This window comes from Psychroflexus torquis ATCC 700755 (genome assembly GCF_000153485.2).
Lineage (GTDB): Bacteria > Bacteroidota > Bacteroidia > Flavobacteriales > Flavobacteriaceae > Psychroflexus > Psychroflexus torquis.
Window position 1 is genome coordinate 3059320 of the sequence record NC_018721.1, and the last position, 25989, is coordinate 3085308.

At 34.9% G+C, this 25989-nt stretch carries 19 protein-coding genes, 2 tRNA genes and 1 pseudogene; 8 read left to right on the top strand and 14 right to left on the bottom strand.

Annotated features, from left to right (window positions below):
* Positions 1 to 72: 72 nt before the first annotated feature.
* Positions 73 to 1473 carry an aminopeptidase P family protein gene (locus P700755_RS13120; protein ID WP_015025136.1) on the top strand — a complete coding sequence of 467 codons (1401 nt, stop codon included), beginning with the start codon at positions 73 to 75 and terminating at the stop codon, positions 1471 to 1473.
* Positions 1474 to 1563: 90 nt separating this feature from the next.
* Here P700755_RS13120 and sdaAA read toward each other — a convergent pair whose 3' ends face one another.
* The 5 genes from sdaAA to P700755_RS13145 form a co-directional block, all read right to left on the bottom strand.
* Complete coding sequence (gene sdaAA / locus P700755_RS13125) at positions 1564 to 3150, bottom strand: L-serine ammonia-lyase, iron-sulfur-dependent, subunit alpha (protein ID WP_015025137.1); 1587 nt, start codon at positions 3148 to 3150, stop codon at positions 1564 to 1566.
* A 222-nt stretch (positions 3151 to 3372) separates the two neighbouring features.
* Complete coding sequence (locus P700755_RS13130; RefSeq protein ID WP_015025138.1) at positions 3373 to 4620, bottom strand: NAD(P)/FAD-dependent oxidoreductase; 1248 nt, start codon at positions 4618 to 4620, stop codon at positions 3373 to 3375.
* A 1-nt stretch (position 4621) separates the two neighbouring features.
* The gene (locus tag P700755_RS13135) at positions 4622 to 5632 is read right to left on the bottom strand and encodes a 4-hydroxyproline epimerase (protein WP_015025139.1); all 1011 of its coding nucleotides are present in this window, start codon (positions 5630 to 5632) and stop codon (positions 4622 to 4624) included.
* A gap of 28 nt (positions 5633 to 5660) precedes the next feature.
* Positions 5661 to 7244, bottom strand: a complete 1584-nt coding sequence (locus P700755_RS13140; RefSeq protein WP_015025140.1) for an aldehyde dehydrogenase (NADP(+)) — start codon at positions 7242 to 7244, stop codon at positions 5661 to 5663.
* Positions 7245 to 7481: 237 nt separating this feature from the next.
* Positions 7482 to 8411: a dihydrodipicolinate synthase family protein gene (locus P700755_RS13145; protein WP_015025141.1), complete on the bottom strand. Its 930-nt coding sequence runs from the start codon at positions 8409 to 8411 to the stop codon at positions 7482 to 7484.
* A gap of 177 nt (positions 8412 to 8588) precedes the next feature.
* Between P700755_RS13145 and P700755_RS13150 the strand changes: the two genes are divergently transcribed.
* From P700755_RS13150 to P700755_RS20830, 3 genes and pseudogenes are all read left to right on the top strand, one after another.
* Positions 8589 to 9446: an AraC family transcriptional regulator gene (locus tag P700755_RS13150; RefSeq protein ID WP_015025142.1), complete on the top strand. Its 858-nt coding sequence runs from the start codon at positions 8589 to 8591 to the stop codon at positions 9444 to 9446.
* Between the two features lie 130 nt (positions 9447 to 9576).
* Positions 9577 to 10857, top strand: a complete 1281-nt coding sequence (locus tag P700755_RS13155; protein WP_015025143.1) for an IS1380-like element ISPto6 family transposase — start codon at positions 9577 to 9579, stop codon at positions 10855 to 10857.
* Between the two features lie 773 nt (positions 10858 to 11630).
* Positions 11631 to 12359, top strand: a pseudogene (locus P700755_RS20830) (IS1595 family transposase); the annotation flags it as partial.
* Between the two features lie 396 nt (positions 12360 to 12755).
* On the opposite strand, the gene P700755_RS13160 reads toward P700755_RS20830, so the two are convergent.
* Positions 12756 to 13823, bottom strand: coding sequence for a putative type IX sorting system protein PorV2 (locus P700755_RS13160; protein ID WP_015025144.1), 1068 nt, complete (start codon positions 13821 to 13823; stop codon positions 12756 to 12758).
* A gap of 95 nt (positions 13824 to 13918) precedes the next feature.
* Between P700755_RS13160 and P700755_RS13165 the strand changes: the two genes are divergently transcribed.
* Complete coding sequence (locus P700755_RS13165; protein WP_015025145.1) at positions 13919 to 14644, top strand: CDP-alcohol phosphatidyltransferase family protein; 726 nt, start codon at positions 13919 to 13921, stop codon at positions 14642 to 14644.
* Between the two features lies 1 nt (position 14645).
* On the opposite strand, the gene lnt is transcribed toward P700755_RS13165, so the two are convergent.
* The 8 genes from lnt to proS all read right to left on the bottom strand — a co-directional run bounded on the left by lnt (position 14646) and on the right by proS (position 22194).
* Positions 14646 to 16223 carry an apolipoprotein N-acyltransferase gene (lnt, locus tag P700755_RS13170; protein ID WP_015025146.1) on the bottom strand — a complete coding sequence of 526 codons (1578 nt, stop codon included), beginning with the start codon at positions 16221 to 16223 and terminating at the stop codon, positions 14646 to 14648.
* Between the two features lie 209 nt (positions 16224 to 16432).
* Positions 16433 to 17428: an ABC transporter ATP-binding protein gene (locus P700755_RS13175; RefSeq protein ID WP_015025147.1), complete on the bottom strand. Its 996-nt coding sequence runs from the start codon at positions 17426 to 17428 to the stop codon at positions 16433 to 16435.
* Complete coding sequence (locus P700755_RS13180; RefSeq protein ID WP_015025148.1) at positions 17394 to 19049, bottom strand: ABC transporter permease; 1656 nt, start codon at positions 19047 to 19049, stop codon at positions 17394 to 17396. The genes P700755_RS13175 and P700755_RS13180 overlap by 35 nt, the downstream gene beginning before the upstream one ends.
* Before the next feature lie 7 nt (positions 19050 to 19056).
* Positions 19057 to 20085 carry a Fe(3+) ABC transporter substrate-binding protein gene (locus P700755_RS13185; RefSeq protein ID WP_015025149.1) on the bottom strand — a complete coding sequence of 343 codons (1029 nt, stop codon included), beginning with the start codon at positions 20083 to 20085 and terminating at the stop codon, positions 19057 to 19059.
* A gap of 117 nt (positions 20086 to 20202) precedes the next feature.
* The gene (gene rpsT / locus P700755_RS13190) at positions 20203 to 20454 is read right to left on the bottom strand and encodes a 30S ribosomal protein S20 (protein ID WP_015025150.1); all 252 of its coding nucleotides are present in this window, start codon (positions 20452 to 20454) and stop codon (positions 20203 to 20205) included.
* A gap of 25 nt (positions 20455 to 20479) precedes the next feature.
* A tRNA-Glu gene (locus tag P700755_RS13195) sits at positions 20480 to 20551 on the bottom strand.
* A 31-nt stretch (positions 20552 to 20582) separates the two neighbouring features.
* Positions 20583 to 20654 (bottom strand) — tRNA-Glu (locus P700755_RS13200).
* 61 nt (positions 20655 to 20715) lie between these two features.
* Positions 20716 to 22194 (bottom strand): proline--tRNA ligase, encoded by a 1479-nt coding sequence (gene proS / locus P700755_RS13205; protein WP_015025151.1) that lies wholly within the window; start codon positions 22192 to 22194, stop codon positions 20716 to 20718.
* A 101-nt stretch (positions 22195 to 22295) separates the two neighbouring features.
* Here proS and P700755_RS13210 point away from each other — a divergent pair, with 101 nt between their 5' ends.
* The 3 genes from P700755_RS13210 (at position 22296) to P700755_RS13220 (ending at position 25985) form a co-directional block, all read left to right on the top strand.
* Entirely contained in the window at positions 22296 to 23441 is a 1146-nt protein-coding gene (locus tag P700755_RS13210; protein WP_015025152.1) for a hypothetical protein, read from the top strand.
* 24 nt (positions 23442 to 23465) lie between these two features.
* Positions 23466 to 24965, top strand: a complete 1500-nt coding sequence (locus P700755_RS13215) for an OmpP1/FadL family transporter (RefSeq protein WP_051007969.1) — start codon at positions 23466 to 23468, stop codon at positions 24963 to 24965.
* A 72-nt stretch (positions 24966 to 25037) separates the two neighbouring features.
* Complete coding sequence (locus P700755_RS13220) at positions 25038 to 25985, top strand: calcium/sodium antiporter (RefSeq protein ID WP_015025154.1); 948 nt, start codon at positions 25038 to 25040, stop codon at positions 25983 to 25985.
* The last annotated feature ends 4 nt before the right edge of the window (positions 25986 to 25989 follow it).

Here is a 25989-nt window from a genome sequence, read left to right on the forward strand (position 1 = left end):
GTTAATAATAAGGCTAAAGCAGTATAACAGTAACAAAAATAGAGTCATTTATTTCTCATAAATTTTTAAAATATGTTTTCAGAAGAAGAGTACAAAACAAGAAGGAAAAAGTTAAAGGAATCGTTGGGCGAGGGATTAATTCTTTTCCTTGGGAACGATGAATGTGGCATTAATTCTAAGGACAACACCTATCCTTATAGACAGGATAGTTCCTTTATTTATTTTTTTGGACTTCAAATACCTGGATTAAATGCTCTCATTGATTTGGAAGAAGACAAAGAAATTATTTTTGGAGATAATTTAACCATAGATGATGTTGTGTTTATGGGACCAACTGAATCCTTAGAAGAACAGGCTCATAAAGTAGGGGTGACCAGTGTAAGGCCTTCTGAAAATTTGGCAAGTTATATAGAGAATTCAATAGGCAAAGGCAGACAGATTCATTATCTACCTCCCTATCGCCCTGAACATATTTTAAAATTATCGGACTTATTTAATTTCTCAGCTACAGCGGTTTCAAAAAAAGTATCTGTTGAGTTTATAAAAGCCGTGGTAAAATTACGGTCGATAAAGTCCAATGCAGAGATTGAGGAAATTGAAAAAGCGGTAAATACAACCGTTCAAATGCAATATAAGGCCATGGGGATGGCTGCGCCAGGAATGACGGAGTTAGATTTATTCGGTGCTATTCAGAATATCGCAGTTGCCAATGGCAATAACACATCATTTCCTCCCATAGTAACAATTGATGGACAAATACTTCACAATCACTTTAGGGGAAACCTCTTAAAAAAAGGGGATATGGTGCTGTGCGATTGTGGTGCTGAAAACTTTTCTGGATATGCTGGTGACCTTACAAGGACTTTTCCGATTAACAAGACCTTCAGTGTTAAACAGAAAGAAATTTATGATATCGTTTATAAATCCTATCAAGCTGCTGTGAATATGCTTAGACCCAAACAGCAATTTATAGATGTGCATCTTAGAGCTTGTAAAGAATTAGTCGTAGGTCTAATTGAATTGGGATTAATGAAAGGTGACCCTGATAAAGCAGTTGAATCAGGTGCTCATACACTATTTTTTCAGTGTGGATTGGGACATATGATGGGTCTAGATGTACATGATATGGAAAATTTAGGAGAGCAATATGTTGGATATACTACTGATTTAAAGCAAAGCAAAGACTTTGGGTTTAAATCCCTTCGGTTTGGAAGGGCTTTGGAAGAGGGGATGGTTTTTACAGTTGAACCGGGAATTTACTTTATTCCAGAGTTAATAGAGTTGAGAAAGAGTGAAAATAAATATATGGAGTTTATCAATTATGATAAATTAGAAGAATACAAAAGCTTTGGGGGCATCCGTTTAGAAGACGATTTCTTAATAACAAGTAGCGCTAGTCGATTACTAGGAGCCAAACTCCCTACAACCTCTAACGAAATTGAAGATTTTAGAACTTCTAAATCCAGTTTTTAGAGATATTTGATAAATAAACATTTTAAGCATATAAGGTTTATAAACTTTCTGTCCAATATTGTAGCAGGACCATTGGATATAGCTTTCTGTCTAACAAGACTTAAATGATTTTTTCCCAAGGGCTGATTTGTTTTCTTGAAGGTTGGCTTCAATTTTTTTGGCAGTTTTTGTTATAGCCAACCCACCTAGTCCAGTACACCTTAAGGTGTGTGGAATAGCATCTCCCACTCTTTTCATAGTTTCAATGACTTCGTCGAGCGGTATTACCTGGTCGTAATCGGATAATGCCATGTTTGCACAAGAAATAGCTGTTGAAGCAGCCATCACATTTCTGTTTAAACATGGAGCTTCAACTCTGTCGGCTACGGTATCACAAATCAGTCCCAAAGAGCTTTGCAATGCCATGGAAGCTGCCGCAAGTGACTGAGACAAACTACCGTCTTTTAATACGACTACTCCTGCAGCTGCCATTCCCGAAGCTGATCCGCACTCTCCCATACAGCCGCCTACTTCAGCCGAAAATGTGGCATGAGACGTTATGAATACCCCTATTAGGCCTGCAGCCAACATAGCCTGTATATTTTGGTTTCTAGAAAACCCTAAGGTGTTAGAAGTACCTAGTATAGTTCCTGGGAGGGCTCCACAGGAACCTGCTGTAGGTGCGGCCACTATTACGCCCAGTGAACTTTTAATTTCCATCATAGAGGAGGTATACATTATAGCATTGTTCAAAACATCGCCTGGTATAAGTTTTTTTTCCTTTATGTTTTTTTTGAAGTTAAGGGATTGGCTGCCTAAAATTCTGTCTTTGTAATGGGTGCCTTTAAGGCCTGTTTTAATAGAGTTTTCCATTATATCAACAATATGTCCCATTTTCTCTTTTACGTCTTCTTTTGTGATATTTCCTCTCTGGCTTTCGTATTCTATAGCCAGCTCCCATAATTTCAGATTTTTTCCCTGGTTGTATTCCAATAATTGTTCTACTGTAATAAAGGGGACAGAGAGGTTTTTTCTTGATTTAATGGGGAGTACTGGATTTATGACACGTATTGTTATGGGAGTATCCAAAGCAGAAACTTGCTCCAGTAGTTTCTGTTGCTCCATTTCGTTTGATTGAACAGTGATGAAATCTATTGAGCCTTTATGAAGGGATGTTTCTCCCAAATTCATTTTTGAAACTAAGTCTAAAATATATTCAGCGGAATCGCTATAAAACAATGTTATATTAAAGTCGCCCATCATTGAAGTCGGGCTTTGATCTATTTCTATAATCTCGATCATACCTCCACCTGAAGAAATACCGATAACTTGGTGAGTTTCGGTTTTATTTTTTAAAGTGATTTTATAGGTGTTTGGATGCTCAAAATCTATTGGGTGTATATCTATTTTAATAGTAATACCTGAATTTTTAATATGAAATTCATAATCTCTAAGTCTTTCATCATCAGCTTCCCAGCCCAATAGACCTCCAAAAAGTCCCATATCCGAGCCTTGTCCTGAATGGGTTGTCGCAAGAGATCCATTAGGGTCAAATTCAATATACACTTCCTCAATTATACCGTTCATTATATCCCGACAAATTCTGCCAATCCTAAGTGCCGCCGCACAATGGGAACTAGAAGCCCCCCTCATTATAGGCCCTATAACATCATTAAAAATACTTGGATATGATTTCATTGGTTTTAATTTTTAAAAGATTTTTATAAAAACTTTAATTTTATGGTTTAAGTGTTGTTTTTATATTCTTAGTTTAAAGATCTAAAATTCATAATTTGTCAGTTTCAACATTAGTAGTTTTTCTAATCTAAAAACCTAAGTAATTTAGGATTACATTTTTATATAAAAAAGTAGGTCAAGTTAAAATTTATTGATTTAATTCAAGGTTTAAAGGCTATATGGTTAAAATTTTCTATCTGGGTGATAACATGAAATATCTAATGAACTTTTCTTATCAGAAATTATTTCTGATACTAGTTTTCCTGTTGCTGGTCCTAAGCTCCACCCCATCATAGCGTGTCCTGTGGCAATGGTTAAATTTTTACATTTCGATGATTTTCCAATGTAAGGTATCCCATCAGGTGATACGGGTCTTAAACCACATTCTGCCGTTTTTTTTTCTTCTAAAGTTATTTCCAAGTTATTATAATATCGTTGAGCAGCATTTGCTATGGAATTCACTCTTTTTGGATTTATATTATGGTTTATTCCTGCAATTTCCATAGTGCCTGCAAAACGAGTAAAACCATCCATAGGCGTAACTGCCACTTTGGCCTCACATAAAATAGTTGGAATAGTAATTTTAGTTTCTTGTTCAACATTTATTCCATAGCCTTTTCCAGCTTGAACTGGAATTTTTATTCCTAATTTTTTAGTTATTAACGGACTCCAACTTCCAGCTGTTAAAATAACTTCGTCAGGAATTAATGTTCTTTTATCTGTAAGAACTTTTACTATTTTATCGTTGAAAACTTCCAATTCGTTTACTTTTTCATTCGTATAAAAAACAACCCCTTTTGATTTTAAATAAGTGGTCATGTCATTCATAAAATGATTCGGTGTCATATGCCCATCACAATCATAATAAACAGCGCCTTTTATATTTAAATTAGCTTTGGGTTCTAAGACTTTTACCTCTTTAGCCGATAAATGTTTAACGCCTAAACCTTCTTTAATACCTCGCTTACCAATTTCCCATTCTTCTTCACCAACTTTATTAGATTTATAACACATCAATAATCCTTTACGCTCGTAATGAAAATTAAAATCACCAGATCGCTTCATATCTTCATACAAATCTCTAGAAAGTAAATTGATGTTTTTTAATGCTGAAATAGACTGTTCCACTCTTTCTTTAGTAGCCGATTTCTTAAAGGCTAAAACCCATTTTAAGAAATCAGCATCTAACCTTGGTTTTACGTAAAAAGGACTCTCGGAATTAAACATCCATTTAATGCCTTTAGTAATTATTCCGGGAGCTGCCATTGAAATAAAATGACTGGGTATTATATAGCCTGCGTTTACATAGGATGCGCCGGAATCCATATTGGATTGGTCAATAACGGTTATCTTATGACCATCTTTTTGTAGATAATAGGCTGTACACAAGCCAATAATTCCGCCGCCAATTATTATAATTTCCTTTTCCATATTAAATCACTTGAAATCCATTAGCATAGGGATCATCTTCATCATCAATAGTAATGGTATTATAGCCATATACTTTTGCCCAACCTTGAATACTTGGAATAATGGCAGGTTTTCCATTTAATATAGTTTCTTCTACAATACGACCAATAAACTTAGAGCCTATAAAACTTTCGTTAATAAAATCTTCACCTTTTTTCAATTTTCCTTTAGCGTGTAATTGTGCTAATCTAGCAGAAGTCCCTGTTCCACATGGACTCCTATCAATAGCTTTATCACCATAAAAAACGGCATTTCTTCCTGATGAGGTTGGATCTATAGGAGTTCCAGTCCATAATATATGTGATACATCTCTAATGGTCTCATTTTCAGGATGAAAAAATATGTTTGGGTATTTCTCATTAATTTTTTGCCTAACGACTTGGGAATATTGAATGATCTTGCTTGCTGAAAAATCTTGTACTCCAGAGAAGTTTTTTTGTGGATCTATAATAGCGTAATAATTTCCACCGTAAGAAACATCAAAAGTGATCTTACCTAATTCAGGACAATCAACAGTTAAGTTTTCTGCAGCTAAATAACTTTTTACATTAATGAATTTTACCCAATCTACTTTTTTACCTGTTTGCTTATATTCAATATTCACTAAACCTGCGGGTGCTTCCATTTTAATTTTTCCAGGAATTTTTGGAGTAATTAAACCTTCTTCAATTGCAATGGTAATTGTACCAATTGTTCCGTGTCCGCACATTGGCAAACAACCCGAAGTTTCAATAAATAAAATGGCAAAATCGTTTTCAGGATTGTGGGGTGGAAATAGAATGGAGCCACTCATCATATCATGCCCTCGAGGCTCAAACATTAATCCTTTTCGAATCCAATCGTATTCTTTTAAAAAATGTTGACGCTTTTCACTCATATTAGCACCAACTAAATTCGGGCCCCCACCTGCAACTACTCTAACTGGATTTCCACAAGTGTGAGCATCAATGCAAAAAAAGGTTTTTCTACTCATTCGGTTTTCTTGAAATATAATTTAGTATTCAGATTTTTTCTTTGGTTAAGTTTCTATTTAAATTTCTAAAAATACCTAAAGGATTTTCATTTTTTAATTCATCTGGAAGCATATCATTTGGCCAATCTTGATAACTAAAAGGCCTTGCCCACCTCTTGATTGAATCTACACCAACAGATGTAAAACGGCTATCTGTTGACGCTGGATAAGGCCCACCATGAAGCATAGACGGACAAACCTCTACGCCTGTTGGAACGCCATTTAAAATGATACGCCCAACCCTGTTTTGTAAGACATTCACAATATTAGTATGACTTGCTATTTCATCATCATCAGATAAAATGGTTCCTGTAAGTTGGCCTTCTAGTTTTGAAATAATATCTTCTAATTGCGCCTTATTTTCACATTGTACAACTATTGAATAGGGTCCAAAAACTTCGTGATGCAATGTTGTATTATTTAAAAAAGTATTTCCTTCAACTGTAGTAACTACTTGTCTTACATAGTTTGGTTTTACTTCCGTTTCATATTCTGCCAAAACCTTTATGCCTTTTTGAGATAATGCTGTTGCTTTGTTTTTTTCATAGGCTCCAGTAATGTTTGGATGCAACATAACAGAGGGTTCTATTTTTACAATTTCTTCAGCTAAGGTTTCTACAAAATTGTTTAATCCGTCTGATTTTATTCCTAAAATTAAACCTGGATTTGTACAAAATTGTCCTGTTCCTAAAGTGATAGAACCTGAGTATGTTTTTGCGATTTCTTTGGCTCTATTTTGTAATGCTTTTGGTAAAATGACCACAGGGTTTACACTTCCCATTTCCGCAAAAACAGGGATTGGCTCTTCGCGTTTTGCAGCTAAGTCATATAAGGCTCTTCCGCCTCGATGGCTTCCTGTAAATCCAACTGCTTTTATATTAGGGTTTTGAACTAATAATTGACCAACTTCAATGCCGCTACTATTTAAATTTGAAAAAACGCCATTTGGCATACCAGTTTTTTGTGCCGCATTAATGATTGCAGAAGCCACCAAATCCCCCGTGCCAGCATGCATAGGGTGTGATTTTACTATCACGGGGCAACCTGCCGCTAAAGCTGCTGCTGTATCGCCTCCTGCAGTTGAAAATGCTAATGGAAAGTTTGATGCTCCAAAAACAACAACTGGCCCTAAAGCAATATTCATCTTTCTTAAATCTACTTTTGCAATTGGTTGACGTTCTGGTTGCGCTGTATCTATGGAAGCTTCTACCCAATTGCCTGTTTCTACATGATCTGCAAAAGCACGTAATTGTCCTAAAGTTCTTCCTCTTTCACCAACTGCTCTTCCGTTTGGTAAACCACTTTCTGCCGAAAAGACTTCTAACAACTCATCACCAAGGTTTTCAATTTCATTGGCAATTGCTCTAAGGAATTGTGCTTTCTTAGTTCCAGAAAATTTTGAATAGATTTTAAAAGATTCTGCCGCTAATGTTGCGGCATCACTAATTTCCTCTTCTGAAGCTTCTGTAATTTCCCAGTCATTTTCAACATTTAATAAAGGATTAAATGTTTTAAAGTTTTTGTTTCCTTTTGCTGAAAGTTGATTTCCTATATAGTTTTTTCCTGTAATCATTACTTAAATTTATTTAGTTACTACTTTAAAAACTAACTATTGCCTTACTTTTACAGCGTGGCAATGTTTTTTATGAAGATTTAATGTTGATCTGATTCCTAAAATATCTATTATTTTAGATATTGAGAAAGTATCCTTTTTTATGTTCTGTATTCATCTCTATGTGATGAGGCACTCTCACAAACACAAAATAAGATATAGTTGAAAACCCAATCGTTGTGATAAGATCCAAATTATTTATGCTAAAACACTTAAGTTTTTGTACTCTGGCAATGTTGGTCTTACCTTAAGTGCGTCTGTTATTACTTTTTCTATTCTTATGCGCTCTTGACCTTGCAAAACTAATCTTGGAGCTCTTACATATTCTGCACCAATTTTTGTGTGTACAGATGCTAATTTAATGTATTGCACTAATTTTGGATGAATATCTAACTCTAATAACGGCATAAACCAACGATAAATGCTGATAGCTTCTTGAATTCTGCCAGCTTTTACTAGTTCGTAAATTGCAACTGTTTCAGCTGGAAAAGCATCTACTAACCCAGCAACCCATCCATCTGCACCTAATACTAAACTTTCTAAGGCCAAGGTATCAACTCCGGTCATTATTGCTAATCTATCTCCAAAACGGTTTTTAATCCTAGTAATATTGGTAGTATTTCTGCTAGATTCTTTCACAGCTTCTATGTTTGGACATGCTTGTAATAACTCCTCAAACATATCCAAAGTGACTTCCAATATATAGTCTATTGGGTTGTTGTAGATCATAATTGGTAAGGAGGTATTGTTTGCAACCGCTTTAAAGTATTCTACAATCTCGACATCACTCGCTTTGTAACGCATTGGAGGTAGCATCATTAAACCTTTAGCGCCGTCTTCTTCGGCTGTTTTAGCTAAGGCTATTGCTGCATTAGTGGTTTGTTCAGCTATATTAATTAATACAGGAACATTTCCATCAACTAAAGCAACAGTTTCCCTAGTTAATATGCGTTTTTCTTCATCCGTTAAGGTGCTTGCTTCACCTAGTGTTCCACCTAATACAATACCATGGACTCCCGCATCTAACTGTGCTTTAATATTGATTTTGAATAAATCTAAATCCAATTTGTCGTTCATTGTAAATTGGGTTGTGACTGCAGGCATTACACCTCTCCATTGAATACTCATAAGTTTATTTTTATAATTCAAAACTACATAACACTGCCTTTACAGGATAATATAGTATTATCCATGGATAATACTATATTATCCGTTTTTTGTTATTTAAAAATATTAACGAATATTATTTACATATATTTGATACTATTTTTAGATCAATTGACTATTTAAATAAATTTAGTGCAAGTGAAAGTACTACCCTTTAAGATTCCAAAACCTCAACAAAATGCTTTTGTTTTTCAAATAGATAAAGAGCCTTCTTTTTATGATAAATTACATCAACATGAAGAAATACAGATAAGTTTAATTATTAAAGGTGAAGGGACCTTAATTGTTGGAGACACGGTAAACTCCTATAAAAAAGGAGATATTTTTGTAATTGGAAGTAATATACCGCACGTGTTTAAAAGTGATTTAAAGGTGACTAAAACCTCGCATATGTTCACCTTGTTTTTTACGGACAGGTCTTTTGGAGTCGATTTTTTTAACCTTGAAGAATTAAACGAAATAAAACCTTTTTTTAAACGCTCCAAACATGGCTTTAGAATTACTTCTGAAAAAAATATTTTAACTGAGCTGTTCTTTAAACTTGAAACGGCTTCAAAACTAAGTCAACTTATTATTTTGCTTCAACTATTAAAAATCTTTGCAAAAACTAATTACAAGAGTTTATCATCTTTTGTTTACAACAAAAAATATTCTGATAATGAAGGAAACAGAATGCGCAATGTTTTTGAATACACCATGAACAACTTTACCCAAGAAATTACTCTTGATGCAATAAGTAAAGTTGCAAACATGACGAAAAATGCCTTTTGTAAATATTTTAAAAAACGAACCAATAAAACCTATTTTCAGTTTTTAACTGAACTGCGTATTGAACATGCTTGTAAACTTTTAATCAAACAGAAAGAAACACCAATAGTGTCAATTGCAGAACAATGTGGTTACAATAATATTTCAAACTTTAATAGGCAGTTTCAAATTTATAAGCAACAATCACCAACCGCGTTTAAAAATTCATTTCATAGCAATAATCCTTAACTCCGCAAAACTTTATAGTTTTTTTTAGAAGAAAGCACTGTGTATAAAAGATTACACACAGTGTTTCAATGTAAATTTTTTCACTTATTTTAGTGATGTCAAAGTCATAAAACAGCTTAAGATATTTACAATGATAAAAGTACAAAATTATAAGAAATCTGTAAGTCCTTTTTCGGGAATTTCATTTGTTAACGAATCCTTCAACAGTATAGGTTTGTCAAGTTTAATAGATTCAGAACTAGGTGAAAGAGTTAAATACGCTGGTTATTCTTACAGCGAAATAATCAGAAGCCTAACCAATGTATTTTTAAGTGGAGGCGATGTTATTGAAGATGTTAGTTCTCATTTAGGCACACATTTAAAGGAAATTCCCAATAACAATGTTCCCAGCCCAGATACGATACAAAGAGGTCTCAAGGAATTAACCACAGAGAACATTGTTCATCAATCAAAATCTGGCTTATGTTATGATTTTAACGTCAATAAAAAGCTAAATTTACTCAACATCAAATCTTTGCTTTTAACTAAACAATTGGAATCAAATAAGGATTACGATTTTGATTACGACAATCAAATAACAGCAAATAAAAAGTATGATGCTAAACGCACATACAAGAAGAATAAAGGTTACTTCCCAGGTGTAGCAACGATTGGCGACAATATTGTTTATATTGAAAACCGAGACGGAAATGCCAATGTAAAGTTTAAGCAAGCAGAAACATTACAGAATGCCTATGGTCTATTGAAGTCGCAAGACATTACCATAAATCGTTCAAGAATGGATGCTGGTTCGTATTCAAAAGATATTATAGAGGTGGTTGCAAAAAACAGTAAACTCTTTTACATAAGAGCCAATAAAAGTGATACTGTTTTTGAACAAATACTAGAAATAAGTGACTGGATAGACATTGAATTAAACTACAAAAACTATCAAGTAGCTTCGATAAAGTTTAAGCAATTTAACGAGGATAAAAATTACCGTTTGGTAATTATGCGTGAAAAAACTTCGAACAATCAGATAGATGTATTTACTGGTGATGCTTTTAAATACCGTTCAATACTTACAAATGATTGGAAGAATACAGAAAAACAAATTATCGAATATTACAATAATAGAGGAACAAGTGAAAAGATTTTTGATGTAATGAATAATGATTTTGGCTGGAAACGAATGCCTTTTTCGTTTCTAAATCAAAATAACACCTTTATGATTGTTACAGCAATGATCAAAAATTTCTATACTTATTTTGTAGGTTTAGTATCAAAAGTGTTTGATAATATTTCACCAACAACTCGCATTAAAAGGTTTGTTTTTAGATTCATAAACGTGGCAGGCAAATGGGTTCACCAAAGTAGGGGTTGGGTTTTAAAACTCTACAGTAAATCACCTTACAAACAGCTTTTAATTTAAAAAAAACGACTTGTTTTTTTAACAAAACAGGATAATTATGCCTTGTTACAAGACTTATATAAACTCAAACAATTGATTTAAAGAATTTTAGTAAAAATGTTTTTATTTTCTGAAATTAGAGAAACCTCTAGATATCATTAGAAAAAAAAACACGATTTCCAAATCAGTAAGGCAAGTAAAATGCTATTTAATTACTCAAATCTGTCTCAAAATAAACTCAAAACACATTCTTTGATATAAATTTTGTAGATTTAAAGTGGCTTGCGGATTTAAGGATAATCAAAAAATAGCATATTAAAATATTTTTTAGTTAATTACTCAAGTTTCTCAGTCAAGCAATTTCACTTAACACCTTATACCAAATTAGACCTATAATGACGCAATAAATCGTTTTACCGAAATGAATTCGGCACAGGCTTTTTTCGCCTGCTTTTCATCAAAAATAATTACCGTAGCTAAGGCTATGCTAGTTATTTTTGATTTCAATCAATCATAAAACCTGTGCTGAGCCACGTCGTAGTATAATTCAATTTATTCATACGGCATTATAAATATAATTTGGTATTAATTATTTAATAGATGTGTATTTATTAAAAAGTCAAAATCTTCTATATTAATTATTATTCTAGTGGCAATACATCCAATACTAGCTGATTATACTATTTTTTTTATTAGTAAGGATATTGCAGCTAATATTTAGCTTGTTTTCTATGCAATCTTATAGAGGTCAGTATACAAATACTTAACTTTAGGGAAAGTAAAATTAATAAATTATGAGCACATTTAAGGGTCAAAAATCTTCTAGAGTTCTCTGATCAGTTAAAAATGAATCTCGAATGTAAGGAATATCTTGCTGGTTTAAAGAATAATTATATATGCTTGAAATGTAACCCTACCGCCTGTCAGGTCAATATGGATTTTGCTCGCCAGTGTAATATCTGCGGGCACCGAGAGTCCGCTACTGCAAACACTTTGTTCCATAAGGTTAAGTTCGGTTTGAGAAAGGCCTTTTTCATCTGTTTTGAAATGCTCACTACCACCAAGAGCCTTTCAGCCACCTAAATGGGGTTCGCTATGGTGTCAGCTAGAAAACCGTACGCCTTTTCATGCACAAAGTTAGGAAGGCGATGTCATCTAGTGTCAAATATCTAATGGCACGGTAGACGTCGACGAGTTTGTACTTGGAAGTCTAATGAGGACTGGGAAATCGGTCGTAGCTATGACGTCAAGAAAAAGAAAGCATCGATAGCTTTACAACTTACCGATCTTGGTAATGTAAAACTTTATATATGATAAGCATAATGGACTTTTCGGCAATTTCACTACACTATATCTTTGTGAATCACATCTATAGAGATGCGCTCATCACGACAGAACTTTGGAGAGGATACAGACCCATCGCCAATGCTTTCAACATCACCCAGATACCAAGCAAAAATGGGCAGAACTTCAAAGCACTGCACACCATAATCCATCAGGTAAAATCATGGATAAGAACAACATAATCATACCAATTTAGTTTTTAAATGTTGCATTAAAAATTTGAATTATTTTTTACTTAATTGAGGAAAAAAATATAAGCATAGCAACAGTTATGGTTATATTTTATGACGATTAGTAAGTGAAAAAGAAACTGATTTTATACGACATTTGAATGCTAAATTGGTATCATAGGTAAGCGAATTCAACATCAATCGGTATTTCAATCAGTTCTGTTATAAACTAAATCGCTCGCGGAGCAAGGTCGCGACTTTTAACACTCTAATAACCAAAATAGTAGATGAGTATAAAATTAATCAAATGGAATTTATGAGTTATTAACTACTGACCCCTATAATTTTTTTTAAAAAAAAACACTAACGGAGTGATGTTTTGTCTCGCGAATTACATACTAAAGTTTACCTAAATACCGACCAATCTAACTTTAAAGAAAAAACATTGGAATATAAGGCAAGGCTTTGGTCTCCAATATCAGTAAGGGCATAGTCAATTTGGATTCCTTTATACCGGAATCCTACTCCAAAATTGGGTTGGAAACCAATATTGGTTCCCTCACCACCAAGGGATTCAAGGTTTTGAAAATTACCGACGCCGCCTCTTAAGTAGACTAATTTGATATAGTCAACTTCAAAACCAAAAGCGGGAGTAGCACTCATAGAACCTGAGGAAATAATATCATTGGTTTCTGCAAAGCGAAAGTCCATATTTAAGGACGTAGTAAGATCAAAATCTCTATGAATACTGGTGGTTTTAGCAATGCCAAGTTGAAGTTTTGGCAGTGTGATTTCAGTCGCCTCAGGCGTGGTTTGGTTTTGTCCATCGATGGCGCCTTGGATTGTGGCTAGCTCAGCATCGTCGAAAGTCCAAGTGTTATACGTCGTGGTGATATCCCTAGCCATAACTCCAAAAAACCAACTCTTTCGTTGAAATTGAATCCCTGCGTCAAAACCAAACCCCCAAGCTTGAGCAAAATCACCGATAACTCTTCTTATTACTTTAGCATTTACACCATATGAAAATCCCTCCAAAGGTAAATTCCTAGCATAAGATAAGGTAAAGGCATAATCTGCAGTAGAAAATAAACTTATTCTATTGAAGTCAATATTGCCTTGATCATCAATTAGCTGTGTAGTGTTTAAGATGTCGTCCACACCAAAGCGGATGATACTAAACCCCACAGCACTTTTACTGTCGATGGGCATTGCGCCAGCTATATAGTTGTACGTAGCAATGTTTGCAAAATAATTGGCATGCATGGCCGAGACTTGGCTATCTTTTAGGTTGACCAGTCCAGCAGGATTCCAATACCCAGAATTAACGTCATTTGTGGTTGCGGTTACAGCATTTGCCATTCCAAATGAAGCCGCATCTACGCCTATGTTCAGAAATTCATTAGAATATTTTGCAGTTTGTGAAAAAACTGAACACGTCAATGCAAGAGTTAATATAAGGACAAGCCTCTTCAATGCGATAATTTTTTTAGCAAATATGCTATAATTAATAATATTAAAACTTATTTTGCTTTTTCTTATTGTATCAAATCTAGATAGTTGTTGAAAATATGATTAAAAAACAAATTCCAAACTTTATCACACTTCTCAATTTATTATCAGGGTGTATGGCGACAGTATTTGCGGTTCAAGATAATTTGGTAGTAGCAACGGTATTTGTTTGCATTGGAATTTTCTTCGACTTTTTTGATGGCTTAGCAGCCAGAGCTTTGAAAGTGAAAAGCGATTTGGGTTTACAATTAGACTCATTAGCAGATATGGTAACTAGTGGCTTAGTTCCAGGTTTAGTCATGTGTCAACTTATTTTTAAGTCCCTGAATCCCTCAGCTACTGATCTTACTTTTTTTTCCACTGAAACCAGTTGGGTTGTCTTTATAGGTTTAATTATCACCTTGGGTTCAGCATACAGACTTGCAAAGTTTAATATTGATGATCGACAAACAGACAGTTTTATAGGTTTGCCTACTCCAGCCAATGCTCTTTTGATTCTTAGTTTTGGACTCATTCTAGACTATCATCCCGATTCTTTCTTATCAGAATTAATTCAAAACACCTATTTTCTTATTGCGATATCAGTCTTGAGCGTTTTACTTTTGAATGCTGAGCTTAAGCTGTTTGCATTAAAGGTTTCCAATCTAAAGCTTTCTGAAAATTGGTATAGGTATCTAATCGTTGTCCTAAGTATTATTTTATTGATGACCCTTCAATTTGTTGCCATTCCAATTATAATTTTCGTTTATATCGTATTGTCCCTAGCATTGCAAAAAATAAGTTGATTTATTTTCTTCTTCGGGTGACTCCGAAAAGCAAAATAAATAAGGCTAAAAAGTTTGCGATACGTGGTATGTAATCCCCGTGTTTAACATAGAACGTTTGTCCTTCATAAAGGGGCAAATCGTAAGTCAGTGCTGTTTTTTCATTATAGATTGACTTTTTGATAATTTCACCGTCTTTATCTATAAATCCAGATACTCCAGTATTCGCACTTCGTGCCACAGCACGCCGCGTTTCAATGGCTCTTAATCGTGTATAACTCCAGTGTTGTTGATGACCTTGAGTTTCTCCCCACCAGGCATCATTGGTTATGATGGCTAGGGCATTGGCGCCATTTTTTACATAACCATTCACAAACTCGCCATATACAGATTCATAACAAATAATGGGAGCAACACTATAGCCCGTATTCAGTTTAAAAACACTGCGTTTGGGTTGAGTGGTTTTCATAGCCACCGTGCCTCCAAGGTCTATCATAATATTACCAAGTATAGGTTTAAGGGTAGACTGATAAGGGAAATTTTCCACGCCCACAACTAGCTTGGATTTATGATAAAATTGAGTTTCAGAACCCATTTTTTCAAAGACAGCGCTGTTGTAATCGTTAAACCAAAGACCTTTTCTTAAAAAATTGCTTTGAGGAGATAAGTCAGTTTCTTTTTTTAGCAATTCATACATGGAAATGCCAAAAACCAAATTGAGTTGATCGTTTTTATCGAGTAAGAGTTTTGAAAACCTTTTAGCTTCGGAATAGGTATAGCTTGTAATTTCTGTGCCTTCAGCAAAGACCGTTTCTGGTGCGATAAGCAGCTGTGGGTTATCATTCAATAGAGGTTGGGTCAAGTCTACTAAATCTTTAGAAATCCCCTGATCATTTGTATTATACTTTTCAGTATAAGGATTTATATTGGGTTGAAGAACAATAGTTTCGATACTGTTGTCAACACTAGTATCGGGTTTTAAAAGAAGGCTAATACCTATAGGGATACCTATAAGCAATGCAAGTCTTATTCCACTTTTCACTATAATTTTTGAATCTTTATGTTGTAAATAAAGAATAAGCCCCTTTAAGATGATGAAATTACTGGCTAAAATCCAAAGGCTACCACCAAAAGTACCTGTATACTCATACCATTGTATCAATGAGATATCATTAGCAAAGACATTTCCTAAATTCAACCAAGGCCACGAAAATTCCCAGCCCAAATGCAATTTCTCGAAACTGAGCCATAACACAATAAAAAAGGAGGAAGCCGCTGTAAAAGCAACTCGTTTTGCGACAATATGATAAATTAAAAAGACAAGAGTCATCAATAAGGAGTTAGCAAGTATTGCGAAAATACCTCCAAAGGGTGTTGAGTAGTAAAGCCAAAAGGTGGTAATACTATTCCACATGAGAAAACTTAAATACGCATGTCCAAAAACTTTGAGTTTTATTCTGTGAGTATGAGTTGTTCTAATGGTAAATTCAGCAAAAAGTAAAGGGACGAAACCAATAAAACTCAAGACACTCCATCCATTGGTTGGCCAGCTTAAGGCAAGGATTAAACCTGAGGCAACAGCTAAAAGAATAGTTTTCAATATAATTTTTTTTTCAAATTTAGTTTAAAAATTAGGGTTTCAAAAAGAATTTAATCAAAACAAGATATGATACCAATTTAGCATCCAAATGTCGGATAAAATCAGTTTCTTTTTCACTTATTAATCGTCACATCAATGGAAGACACTCCAATGTTCTTATCGGAGACATGAGTTTAATTGGTCCAAGACCAGAGCGGCCCGAGGTGGTATTATTCGTCGAAAGCTAACACGTCCTTGGAATTAAAACCAACTTTAATGGTTTTTCCCAGAACAGGCTCATTAGTGACTACCGTTAAATGCTCTCCGTTGTCTAACTTAAGGAGTAATTGAGAATGAGTGCCAAGAAAAGTTCTCTTTAAAATCTCAGCTTCAGAAACATAGTCACAATCCTTATTGACTGTAAGATTTTCATTTCTTATCGCATGGCAACAATCTTCTTTTAATGGACATTTAAAAGCAATTTGTAGCCCCTTATTAAGCTGAACGGTATTTCCAAATAGTGAAGCGACATAGATAGATTGTGGTTTTTTATACAATTCAGAAGCCTCGTCCTTTTGTACCAATTTACCATTTTGTAAAATCAAAATCTCATCGGCAACAGCTAGCGCGTCCTGAGTATCATGTGTAACGAAAATTGCAGTGACCCCTGTTTTTTTAATAATATTAAAAACCTCATTTCTTAAGCGGTACCTCATCATAGAGTCTAGATTGCTAAAGGGCTCGTCCAATATTAAAACAGAAGGCTTCGGCGCTAGGGCTCTAGCTAGGGCTACTCGCTGTTGTTGTCCTCCAGATAATTCATGTGGATAGCGCTTTTCATAGCCTTTTAGACCAACGAGTTCTAAGGTATCTAAAGCTCTTTCTTTCTTAGCTTTAGACGTTTTAATCCCATAAACAACATTTTCCAGAACTGAAAGATGTGGAAAAAGAGCATATTCCTGGAAGACCATACCTACATCTCTCTTCTCTGGAGCTATGTTTTTCTTTATCGAGGCCACCAATTTATTTTCAATATGAATTTCACCAGAATCTAATTCTTCTAATCCTGCAATTAGTCGAATTAAGGTTGTTTTTCCACTCCCACTTTCACCAACAACTGCACAGATATCTCCTTTGTTGACAAAAAAGTTGACATTGTCCAAAGCTTTCACCTTTCCTTGATCGAAGGACTTAGTGAGGTTTTTTATGGTAAGAGTTGTTTGCATTCTTCAAAAGTAATTTATTTAAAAAAATAGCGGGGACCAAAGCCGTTAATATTATTAAAAGAGATGGAAGAGCGGCAGATCTCACCATTTCATCGCTGGCATATTCAAAAGCTTTTACAGCTAGGGTATTTACATTATAAGGCTTCATTATGAGGGTTAAAGGCAGTTCTTTTAAGATATCTATAAATACTAAAATGAATGCACTGAGTAAACCCGCTCTTATAAGGGGGAATTCTATTTTAAAAAAAGTTCTAAAATTTCCTTTACCTAAAACTTTGGAAGAATCGGATAAGCTTTTATCAATTTTTAGACTTGAGGATTCTAGAGGTTGATAAGCAACAGCTAAGAATCTTACCACGTAAGCGTATACCAAGGCGATAAGAGTCGCATTCAAGACTAGTTTTGACGTAATTCCTTGCTCAATAAGCCATTTATCTAAATAAATACTTGGAATTAGGACACCGATAGCGATAATAGTTCCCGGTATGGCATACCCCATAACGCCCAGTTTCGATGTGGTTTTTAAAAAACCAATTTTATTCCATTTAGAGAAGAATAGGAGGAGGAGGGCGATCAAAACAGTCATCAAAGAAGTCAAGAAAGCGATACCGAAACTCTGTAAGGTTATTCCGATAAAATCGATACTCCATACCTTTGTAAAGGTCTGTGAAACCCAGAAAAGCAATTGTGTTACAGGAAGAAAAAAACCCATAAAAACTGGTAAAAGGCATATGAGGCTAAAGACTATTTGTTTTCTTTTTGTGGGTTTTATTCTTGAATTATGCTGTTGTTTTGAGGTTTTAGCCGAGGTGAACTTTATGTGTCGTCTTTGCCATTTTTCAAAAATGATGAGTCCAAAGACGATGACCAAAAGTATAGCTGATAAATAGATGGCTGTTTCTGGTTCTCCAAGAGAGAACCAAGATCTAAAAATACCTGTGGTAAACGTACTGACTCCATAATAGCTTGCAGCTCCATAATCATTTAAAACTTCCATTAATACTAAAACCAATCCAGCAATAATGGCAGGGCGAGCTAAGGGAAGAATTAATTTAAAAAATGATTTAAATTCAGTGATCCCCAGCATTCTTGAGGCTTCAAGTAAATTAGTTGCTTGTGCTAAGAAAAAAGTTCTGCTACTTACGTAGACATAAGGAAATAAAGATATACTTAAAACAAAGGACAAGCCATATATGTTCATGAAATCAATACTGAAGTTTTCAATACCCAATAGTTCAATTGCAGAAGAAAATAGTCCAGAATAACCAAATATTCCAGCATAAGAGTAAGCCATTATATAAGCTGGTATGGAAAGTGGTAATATTAATAGCCATTCTAATTGTTTTCTAAATGGAAATTCAAACCTAGAGACCAACCAAGCAGTTGTTACCCCAAAAACGATAACGAATACAGAGCATAAAAGGGAAAGTACAAATGAGTTTACTAGATAATCTACAAGGACATAATTTACAATATGTGCCCAGCTCTCTCCTGGTCCATCAAAAAGTTTAAAGATGACCGTTAATATGGGAATAGCTACCGCAGCAACTATCAAAACCAAGAAAAGAGACCATTTATTAAGGTCTCTTTTAAATTTATAAAATCTGTCAGTTATCTTCAAGGGCTACTTATTTCCAACCTACTTTATCAAATATAATGACAGCGTCTTTATTATTTTCTCCCAATTCATTCAATTGAAGAGTATCTTCTTTGAAACTTCCCCAGTTTTTAAGAATTTTTGCGGGTTCAACATTTCTATTGATAGGGTATTCATAATTTGATCCTGCGAATATTTTTTGAGCTTCTTCCTGTAGAAGGAACTCTATAAATTTTATTGCATTTTCTTTATGAGGAGCATACTTAGCAACACCAATACCACTTACATTAACATGAGTTCCTGATGTATCTTGGTTAGGAAAAAATATGCCTACACTATTTCCAGCCTCTAGCTCACTCTCATCTTCAGAGTTTAATAATTTTCCTATATAGTAGGTATTTACTATGGCAAGGTCTCCTTCATTATTAGCCACGGCCTTCACTTGATCTCTGTCATTCCCTTTTGGAGATCTAGCCATATTTTCAACTAAACCATTAGCCCACTCTTCAGCAAAATCTTTACTTTGGTTCGATATTAGAGAGGCTAAAAGGGATTGATTATAAATGTTAGAAGAACTTCTCACCAAAATTTTATTTTTCCACTTTTCAGATGTTAAATCTTCGTAAGTTGATAAATCATTTGGATCGACTCTGTCTTTGGAATATACTATCACTCTTGCTCTTTTGGTAAGACCAACCCATTGTTTATCTGTATCTCTCAAGTTGGCTGGGACGATAGAATCAATAAGTGAATTTGAAATAGGTTGAAGTAAACCTTCAGACTTAGCTCTGTACAATCTTCCAGCATCTACAGTAATAAGAACATCTGCAGGAGACTGTTTCCCTTCCAATTTCATTTTTTGGATAAGTTCATCTGCACTTGCGTTGACTACATTTAATTTAATGTCATTTTGCTTTTCAAAAAGTTTAAAAAGCGCTTGATCCGATTCATAATGTCTGTGTGTATAAACGGTAAGTTCTTCAACTTTCTCTTCTTTTGGTTCTGATTTACAACCTAAAACAAAAGCTACCATAATTATCGCATAAAAATAATTCTTCATATCTCTTTTTTTACAAATTTAGATATCTATATTTATTTAGACTCATTATTAATAAAAAATTTGATAAAAAAAATGGTCTCTTGGGATAGAGACCATCAAACTTTTTGACAACAATTACTACATTGCAGTAACATGTTTGGTTAACTGCGATTTTAAATTGGATGCTTTATTATTGTGAATAATATTCTTTTTAGCCAATTTGTCAATCATAGACATGATTTGTGGAAGACTTTTGGTCGCCTCAGATTTATCTTCTGTAGATTTCAATCTTTTGATAGCATTACGAGCTGTTTTGTGTTGATAGCGATTTCTTAGTCGCTTAGCGTCGTTGCTTCTTATTCTTTTTAATGCTGATTTATGATTAGCCATAATTTTAAATATAAAATTTTAATAGTAGTCCGTAGGGGAATCGAACCCCTGTTACCAGGATGAAAACCTGGCGTCCTAACCCCTAGACGAACGGACCGCGTTAATAATGATTAATGAACTTATGTTAGTAGTCCGTAGGGGAATCGAACCCCTGTTACCAGGATGAAAACCTGGCGTCCTAACCCCTAGACGAACGGACCTTAATTTAGCGAGTGCAAAAATAACTAATTATTTAAATTGAACAAATATTTTTCCTGAAAATTAATAAGCTTTTGCAAATAAAACGCGTTGCTTAGATTCTTTTCCTGAAAACACACACTTTCCAGTCTCTTTTGTTTGCTCTAGAGGGATACATCTAATGGTGGCTTTAGTTAGCCCTTTAATCTTCTCTTCGGTCTCCGAAGTCCCGTCCCAATGGGCAAAGAGGAAGCCTCCTTTGGAATTTAAAACATCTTTAAACTCTTCAAAAGTATCTACTTTAGTGATATGATCGTCTCTAAAAGCCTCAGCTTTAATAAATAAATCGTGTTGAATATCTTTCAAAAGATTTTCTATAACCACTGTTAAACCTTCCTGATTTTCAAAAGTTTTGGATAATGTATCTCTTCTGGCCAGTTCTACAGTTCCTTTTTCTAAATCTTTAGGTCCAATAGCTATTCTTAACGGAATACCTTTTAATTCATATTCAGCAAACTTCCAACCTGGTTTATGCGTCGTTCTGTTATCAAATTTCACTCGAACTCCTTTTGACTTAAGATCATTTGCTATGAGATTTGCCTTTTCGCTAACGAGTTCTAATTGCTCTTCATTTTTGAAAATAGGGACAATAACGACTTGGATAGGTGCTAAGTTGGGAGGTAACACCAGCCCGTTATCATCGGAGTGGGTCATGACCAAAGCCCCCATAAGTCGTGTTGAAACTCCCCAGCTTGTTGCCCATACATATTCTTGTTTGCCTTGATCTGAAGTGAATTTCACATTAAAAGCTTTTGCGAAATTTTCACCTAGAAAGTGAGAAGTTCCTGCTTGTAAAGCTTTTCCATCTTGCATTAAGGCTTCTATACAATACGTTTCTTCAGCACCGGCAAATTTTTCGCTTTCAGATTTTATCCCCTGTATGACTGGTATCGCCATAAATTTTTCAACAAAATTCGCGTAAAGAGTATTGATGAGTTCTGCTTCTTCAACCGCTTCTGTTTTGGTAGCATGAGCTGTATGACCTTCTTGCCATAGAAACTCTGTCGTTCTTAAAAATAGACGAGTTCTCATTTCCCATCTTACAACATTAGCCCATTGATTTATTTTTAAAGGTAAATCTCTGTAAGATTGTATCCAGCCCTTAAATGTATTCCAAATAACGGCCTCAGAAGTCGGCCTCACCACTAACTCTTCATCTAGTTTAGCTTCTGGATCTACTCTTAATTTTCCAGGACGATCTGGGTCACTTTGCAATCTATAATGGGTCACGACTGCACATTCTTTGGCAAAACCTTCAGCATTTTTTTCTTCAGCTTCAAATAAAGATTTTGGGACGAATAGAGGGAAGTATGCATTCTCGTGACCAGTATCTTTAAACTTAGAGTCCAATTCAGCTTGTATTTTTTCCCATATGGCATATCCGTATGGTTTTATCGTCATGCAACCTCTCACAGCAGAATTTTCTGCGAGATCAGCTTTTACCACCAATTCATTATACCATTTAGAATAATCTTCTTCTCTTCGTGTTAGGCTCTTTCCCATTTTATTTCATTTGGCACAAATGTTGCACCCGTGTTAATAGTTATACTAGTTAGCGCAAAACTAACTAAATTTGATAATAGTAATTACAAAAACCACAAGTTATGATACAATCAAGCAAAATTTTTAGCCCATTTTTATTAGGAATGCTATCTGTGGTTTTCTTGACTTCGTGTTCGTCTTACAGAAATGTAAATTCTACTAGTGATGGAATTTATGGACCTAGCGTCCCTTCTGAGACTAGAAGGTCAGTCTCTAACGAGAATTTACAACAAAGAAGAGTTGACCCATCAAATGTTACTCAAAAAACATCTGATACCTATTCAAAATTTTTTTCTGATCAAGGTCAGATGATATCTGAAGCGAGAAACTCCAACAATGAAGTTTTTACAGACATAGATAATTATTCCTCAGATACCATAACTTACCCTAAGGAAGAGCGATATTATGAAGAGCCTATTTATAACGAAAATAATGCAGGTTGGGGAACCAATCCTTCATCTGTAACTATAAATTACATCGACAACGGATTTAATGGAATGGGTATGGGAGGTTTTGGTTTTGGAAACCCTTTCTTCGGAGGAGGATGGGGAGGATTCGGTGGAGGATTTGGTGGATTTGGAGGAGGGTTTTACGGCCCAGGTTTTGGCTTTGGTAATCCTTTCTTTGGTGGATTCGGAGGGTTTGGAGGAGGATTTTACGGTCCAGGCTTTGGCTTTGGTAACCCTTTTTTTGGTGGTTTTGGAGGCTTTTATGGTAGAAACTATGGCTATGCCAACTCTTATAGAGGTAACTCAAGATCGCGGAACTTATCTAGAAGTGATTATGCTAACAACAGATCTAATATATCTCGAGCAAATTCAAGTAGATCGAGATCTAATGTGACTAGAGCATCGTCTAACAGGTCTAACGTAGGCAGGACTTCTAGATCTAATTCTTCTAGATATTCTAACAGAGTGAACAACCCTAGAAATGTAGGGGCTAGAAGCTCTTCCAATTATTCTAGAGTTGGAATCCGAAACTCAAATAATGTGAATGCAGGACGAAGCTCTACGTATAGGAACTCATCTTCTAGAGCTACATCGAATAGAGGTGTAAGATCCTCAGGAAATTCTTCACGAAGTTCTGGAGTAAATAGAAGCTCGGGTTCATCTAGAAGTTCTGGTATGAGAAGCTCTGGTTCATCCAGAAGTTCTGGAGGCAGAAGTAGTGGGGGCAGAAGCTCTGGTGGTCGAGGTGGAAGAAGATAATGTGAAATTCAAAAACAATTAATGATGAAATATTTTTTAGTCCCTTTTATGCTTTTGAGTTTCAGTATAATGGCTCAGGATATCACAGATGCCCTTAGATTTTCCACTCAGGAAATAAATGGAACCGCTAGATATACAGCTATGGGTGGAGCTTTTGGGGCTTTGGGAGGAGATATCTCAGCTATCAATATCAACCCTGCAAGTTCCGCTGTTTTTTTAACTAATAAATTTTCAGGGTCTGTAGATTTTACATCAATTAATAATGATTCCTTCTACGGAAATAATTCAATCCTCAGTTCTACTAGTGAGACCGATTTTGATTTAAATCAAATTGGGGCTGTATTTGTATTTGAAACCAATAATGAGAATGCAGTGTTCGATAAGTTAACCTTAGGGTTTTCATACAATAGAACCAATACTTTTGATGATGAGTTGAGATTTCAAGGGAATAATTCTGAAAGTATTTCAGATTATTTTTTGAATAGAGCACAGGGAGTCCCCTTGGATTTATTAACACCTAGATCTGGGGAGAGCGTCGCTGAACTTTATCAGTTTTTAGGCGAGGATGAAGGGTTTGGTGCCCAGCAGGCTTTTTTAGGTTATGAAGCTTTTTTAATCAATGCAGAAGATCCACTAGATTCTCAAAATACAAGTTATTTATCTAACGTTTTTGGTAATAATTTTAGTCAAAACTATTTTGAACAAACCAGAGGTAGCTCTGGTAAATATACCCTTAACGGCGGAGGTCAGATCGGTGACAGAATTCATCTAGGAGTTAACTTTAATCTTCACTTTTTGGACTACAGAAGATTAACTCGTCTCGATGAATTTAATTCAGAGCTCACAGGAATTAATGATATATTTTTTGATAATGAATTGAGAACTCGTGGGAGCGGAATTTCCCTACAAGTAGGAGGGATATTTAAAGTGACTGAGGGATGGAGATTAGGATTTACATACGACACGCCTACTTGGATGAACATTTCTGATGAGCTTTCACAAAGATTAGAAACGGTTAGCGCTAGTCAAGATGTAGCCATTGTAGATCCAAATGTGATAAATATCTATCCAGATTACAACTTTAAAACACCAGGACGTGTGTCTTTAAGTACAGCTTATGTTTTTGGAGTTTCGGGTTTGCTTAGCTTCGACTATAGCTATAAAGATTTTTCCGCTATGGAATTTACTTCCGACGGTTTTGATATTCAAAATCAAGATATTACGAACCTAATAACAGGCGCTGCTACTTATAATTTTGGTGGGGAGTATAGGATTCTTAATACTAGCCTTCGTGCGGGATACTTCCTACAAGAGAGTCCATATAATAATAAGGCACTTTTGGATGATACGGTTGGATATTCGTTTGGTTTAGGCTTTTCGTTAGGGAATACGACTTTAGATCTATCTTATCAACGTATGGAACAAGACAGACAAAACATTTTGTATCAAACTGATTTTTCTCAAGAAGCGCAGGTTCAAAGTGTTTTTAATAATTATATGCTTACGCTCACGTTTGATTTATAAATTTCATAATATCAAAACTATTTTTTCTAGAGCATATCTTACAAAATCTTATTTTCGCTAAAAATATTTTCGATGGACATTTTTTTAGTGATAATAGGATTAATCCTTTTGGTAATTGGTGGAGAGTTTTTAGTGAGGTCATCTGTTGCTTTGTCTTTTAAATTCAACATTTCAAAAATGATCATTGGACTCACTGTAGTCTCTTTTGCTACATCATCTCCAGAGTTACTAGTTAGCCTGCAAGCTGCGTTGTCCGGCTATTCTGATATCTCCCTTGGAAATGTCATTGGCTCCAATATTGCAAACATCGGTTTGGTATTGGGGTTGACGGCTATCATTTCGTCTATGGATACCGACAGTGACTTTATAAAGTTCAATTGGCCGGTCATGATGATTCTAACAGGAATGATGTATCTCTTTTTATATACTGGAAAGAATATTTCAAGATTAGAAGGAGGGGCTCTTCTTCTAGTTATTGTAGTTTTTCTAGGGGTGCTCATTAAAAAAGCCACAACAAAAGGGGCTAAATCCGAAAGTGAAGTCGATCCAAGCCTAGAACAGACCTCTGGATTTAAAATTATATTGTGGTTGCTTATTGGAGCTGCTGGGCTTTATTTTGGATCAGAATGGCTTGTAGATGGTGCAGTAGGTATAGCTCAATCTTATGAAGTGAGTGAAAGAGTCATCTCGGTAACCATGATCGCAATTGGGACAAGCGTGCCAGAGCTTGCAGCTTCCGTAATTGCTGCTTTAAAGCAGGAAAAAGGTTTATCATTAGGAAATCTAATAGGGTCCAATATCTTCAATATTGGTTCTGTTATTGGGCTTACCGCAATAATTCAGCCTATTTTTCTTCAGTCTGAAGAAGTCTTGACCAATGATATTTTTTGGATGATAGGCTTTTCACTTATTCTTGCCCCCTTGATTTTTATACCACCAAAAAAAGTTATTTCTAGATATAAAGGAGTTATATTATTCTTAGCCTACATTTTATTTATTCTACTAGCCTTTCGTTCTTAATAAA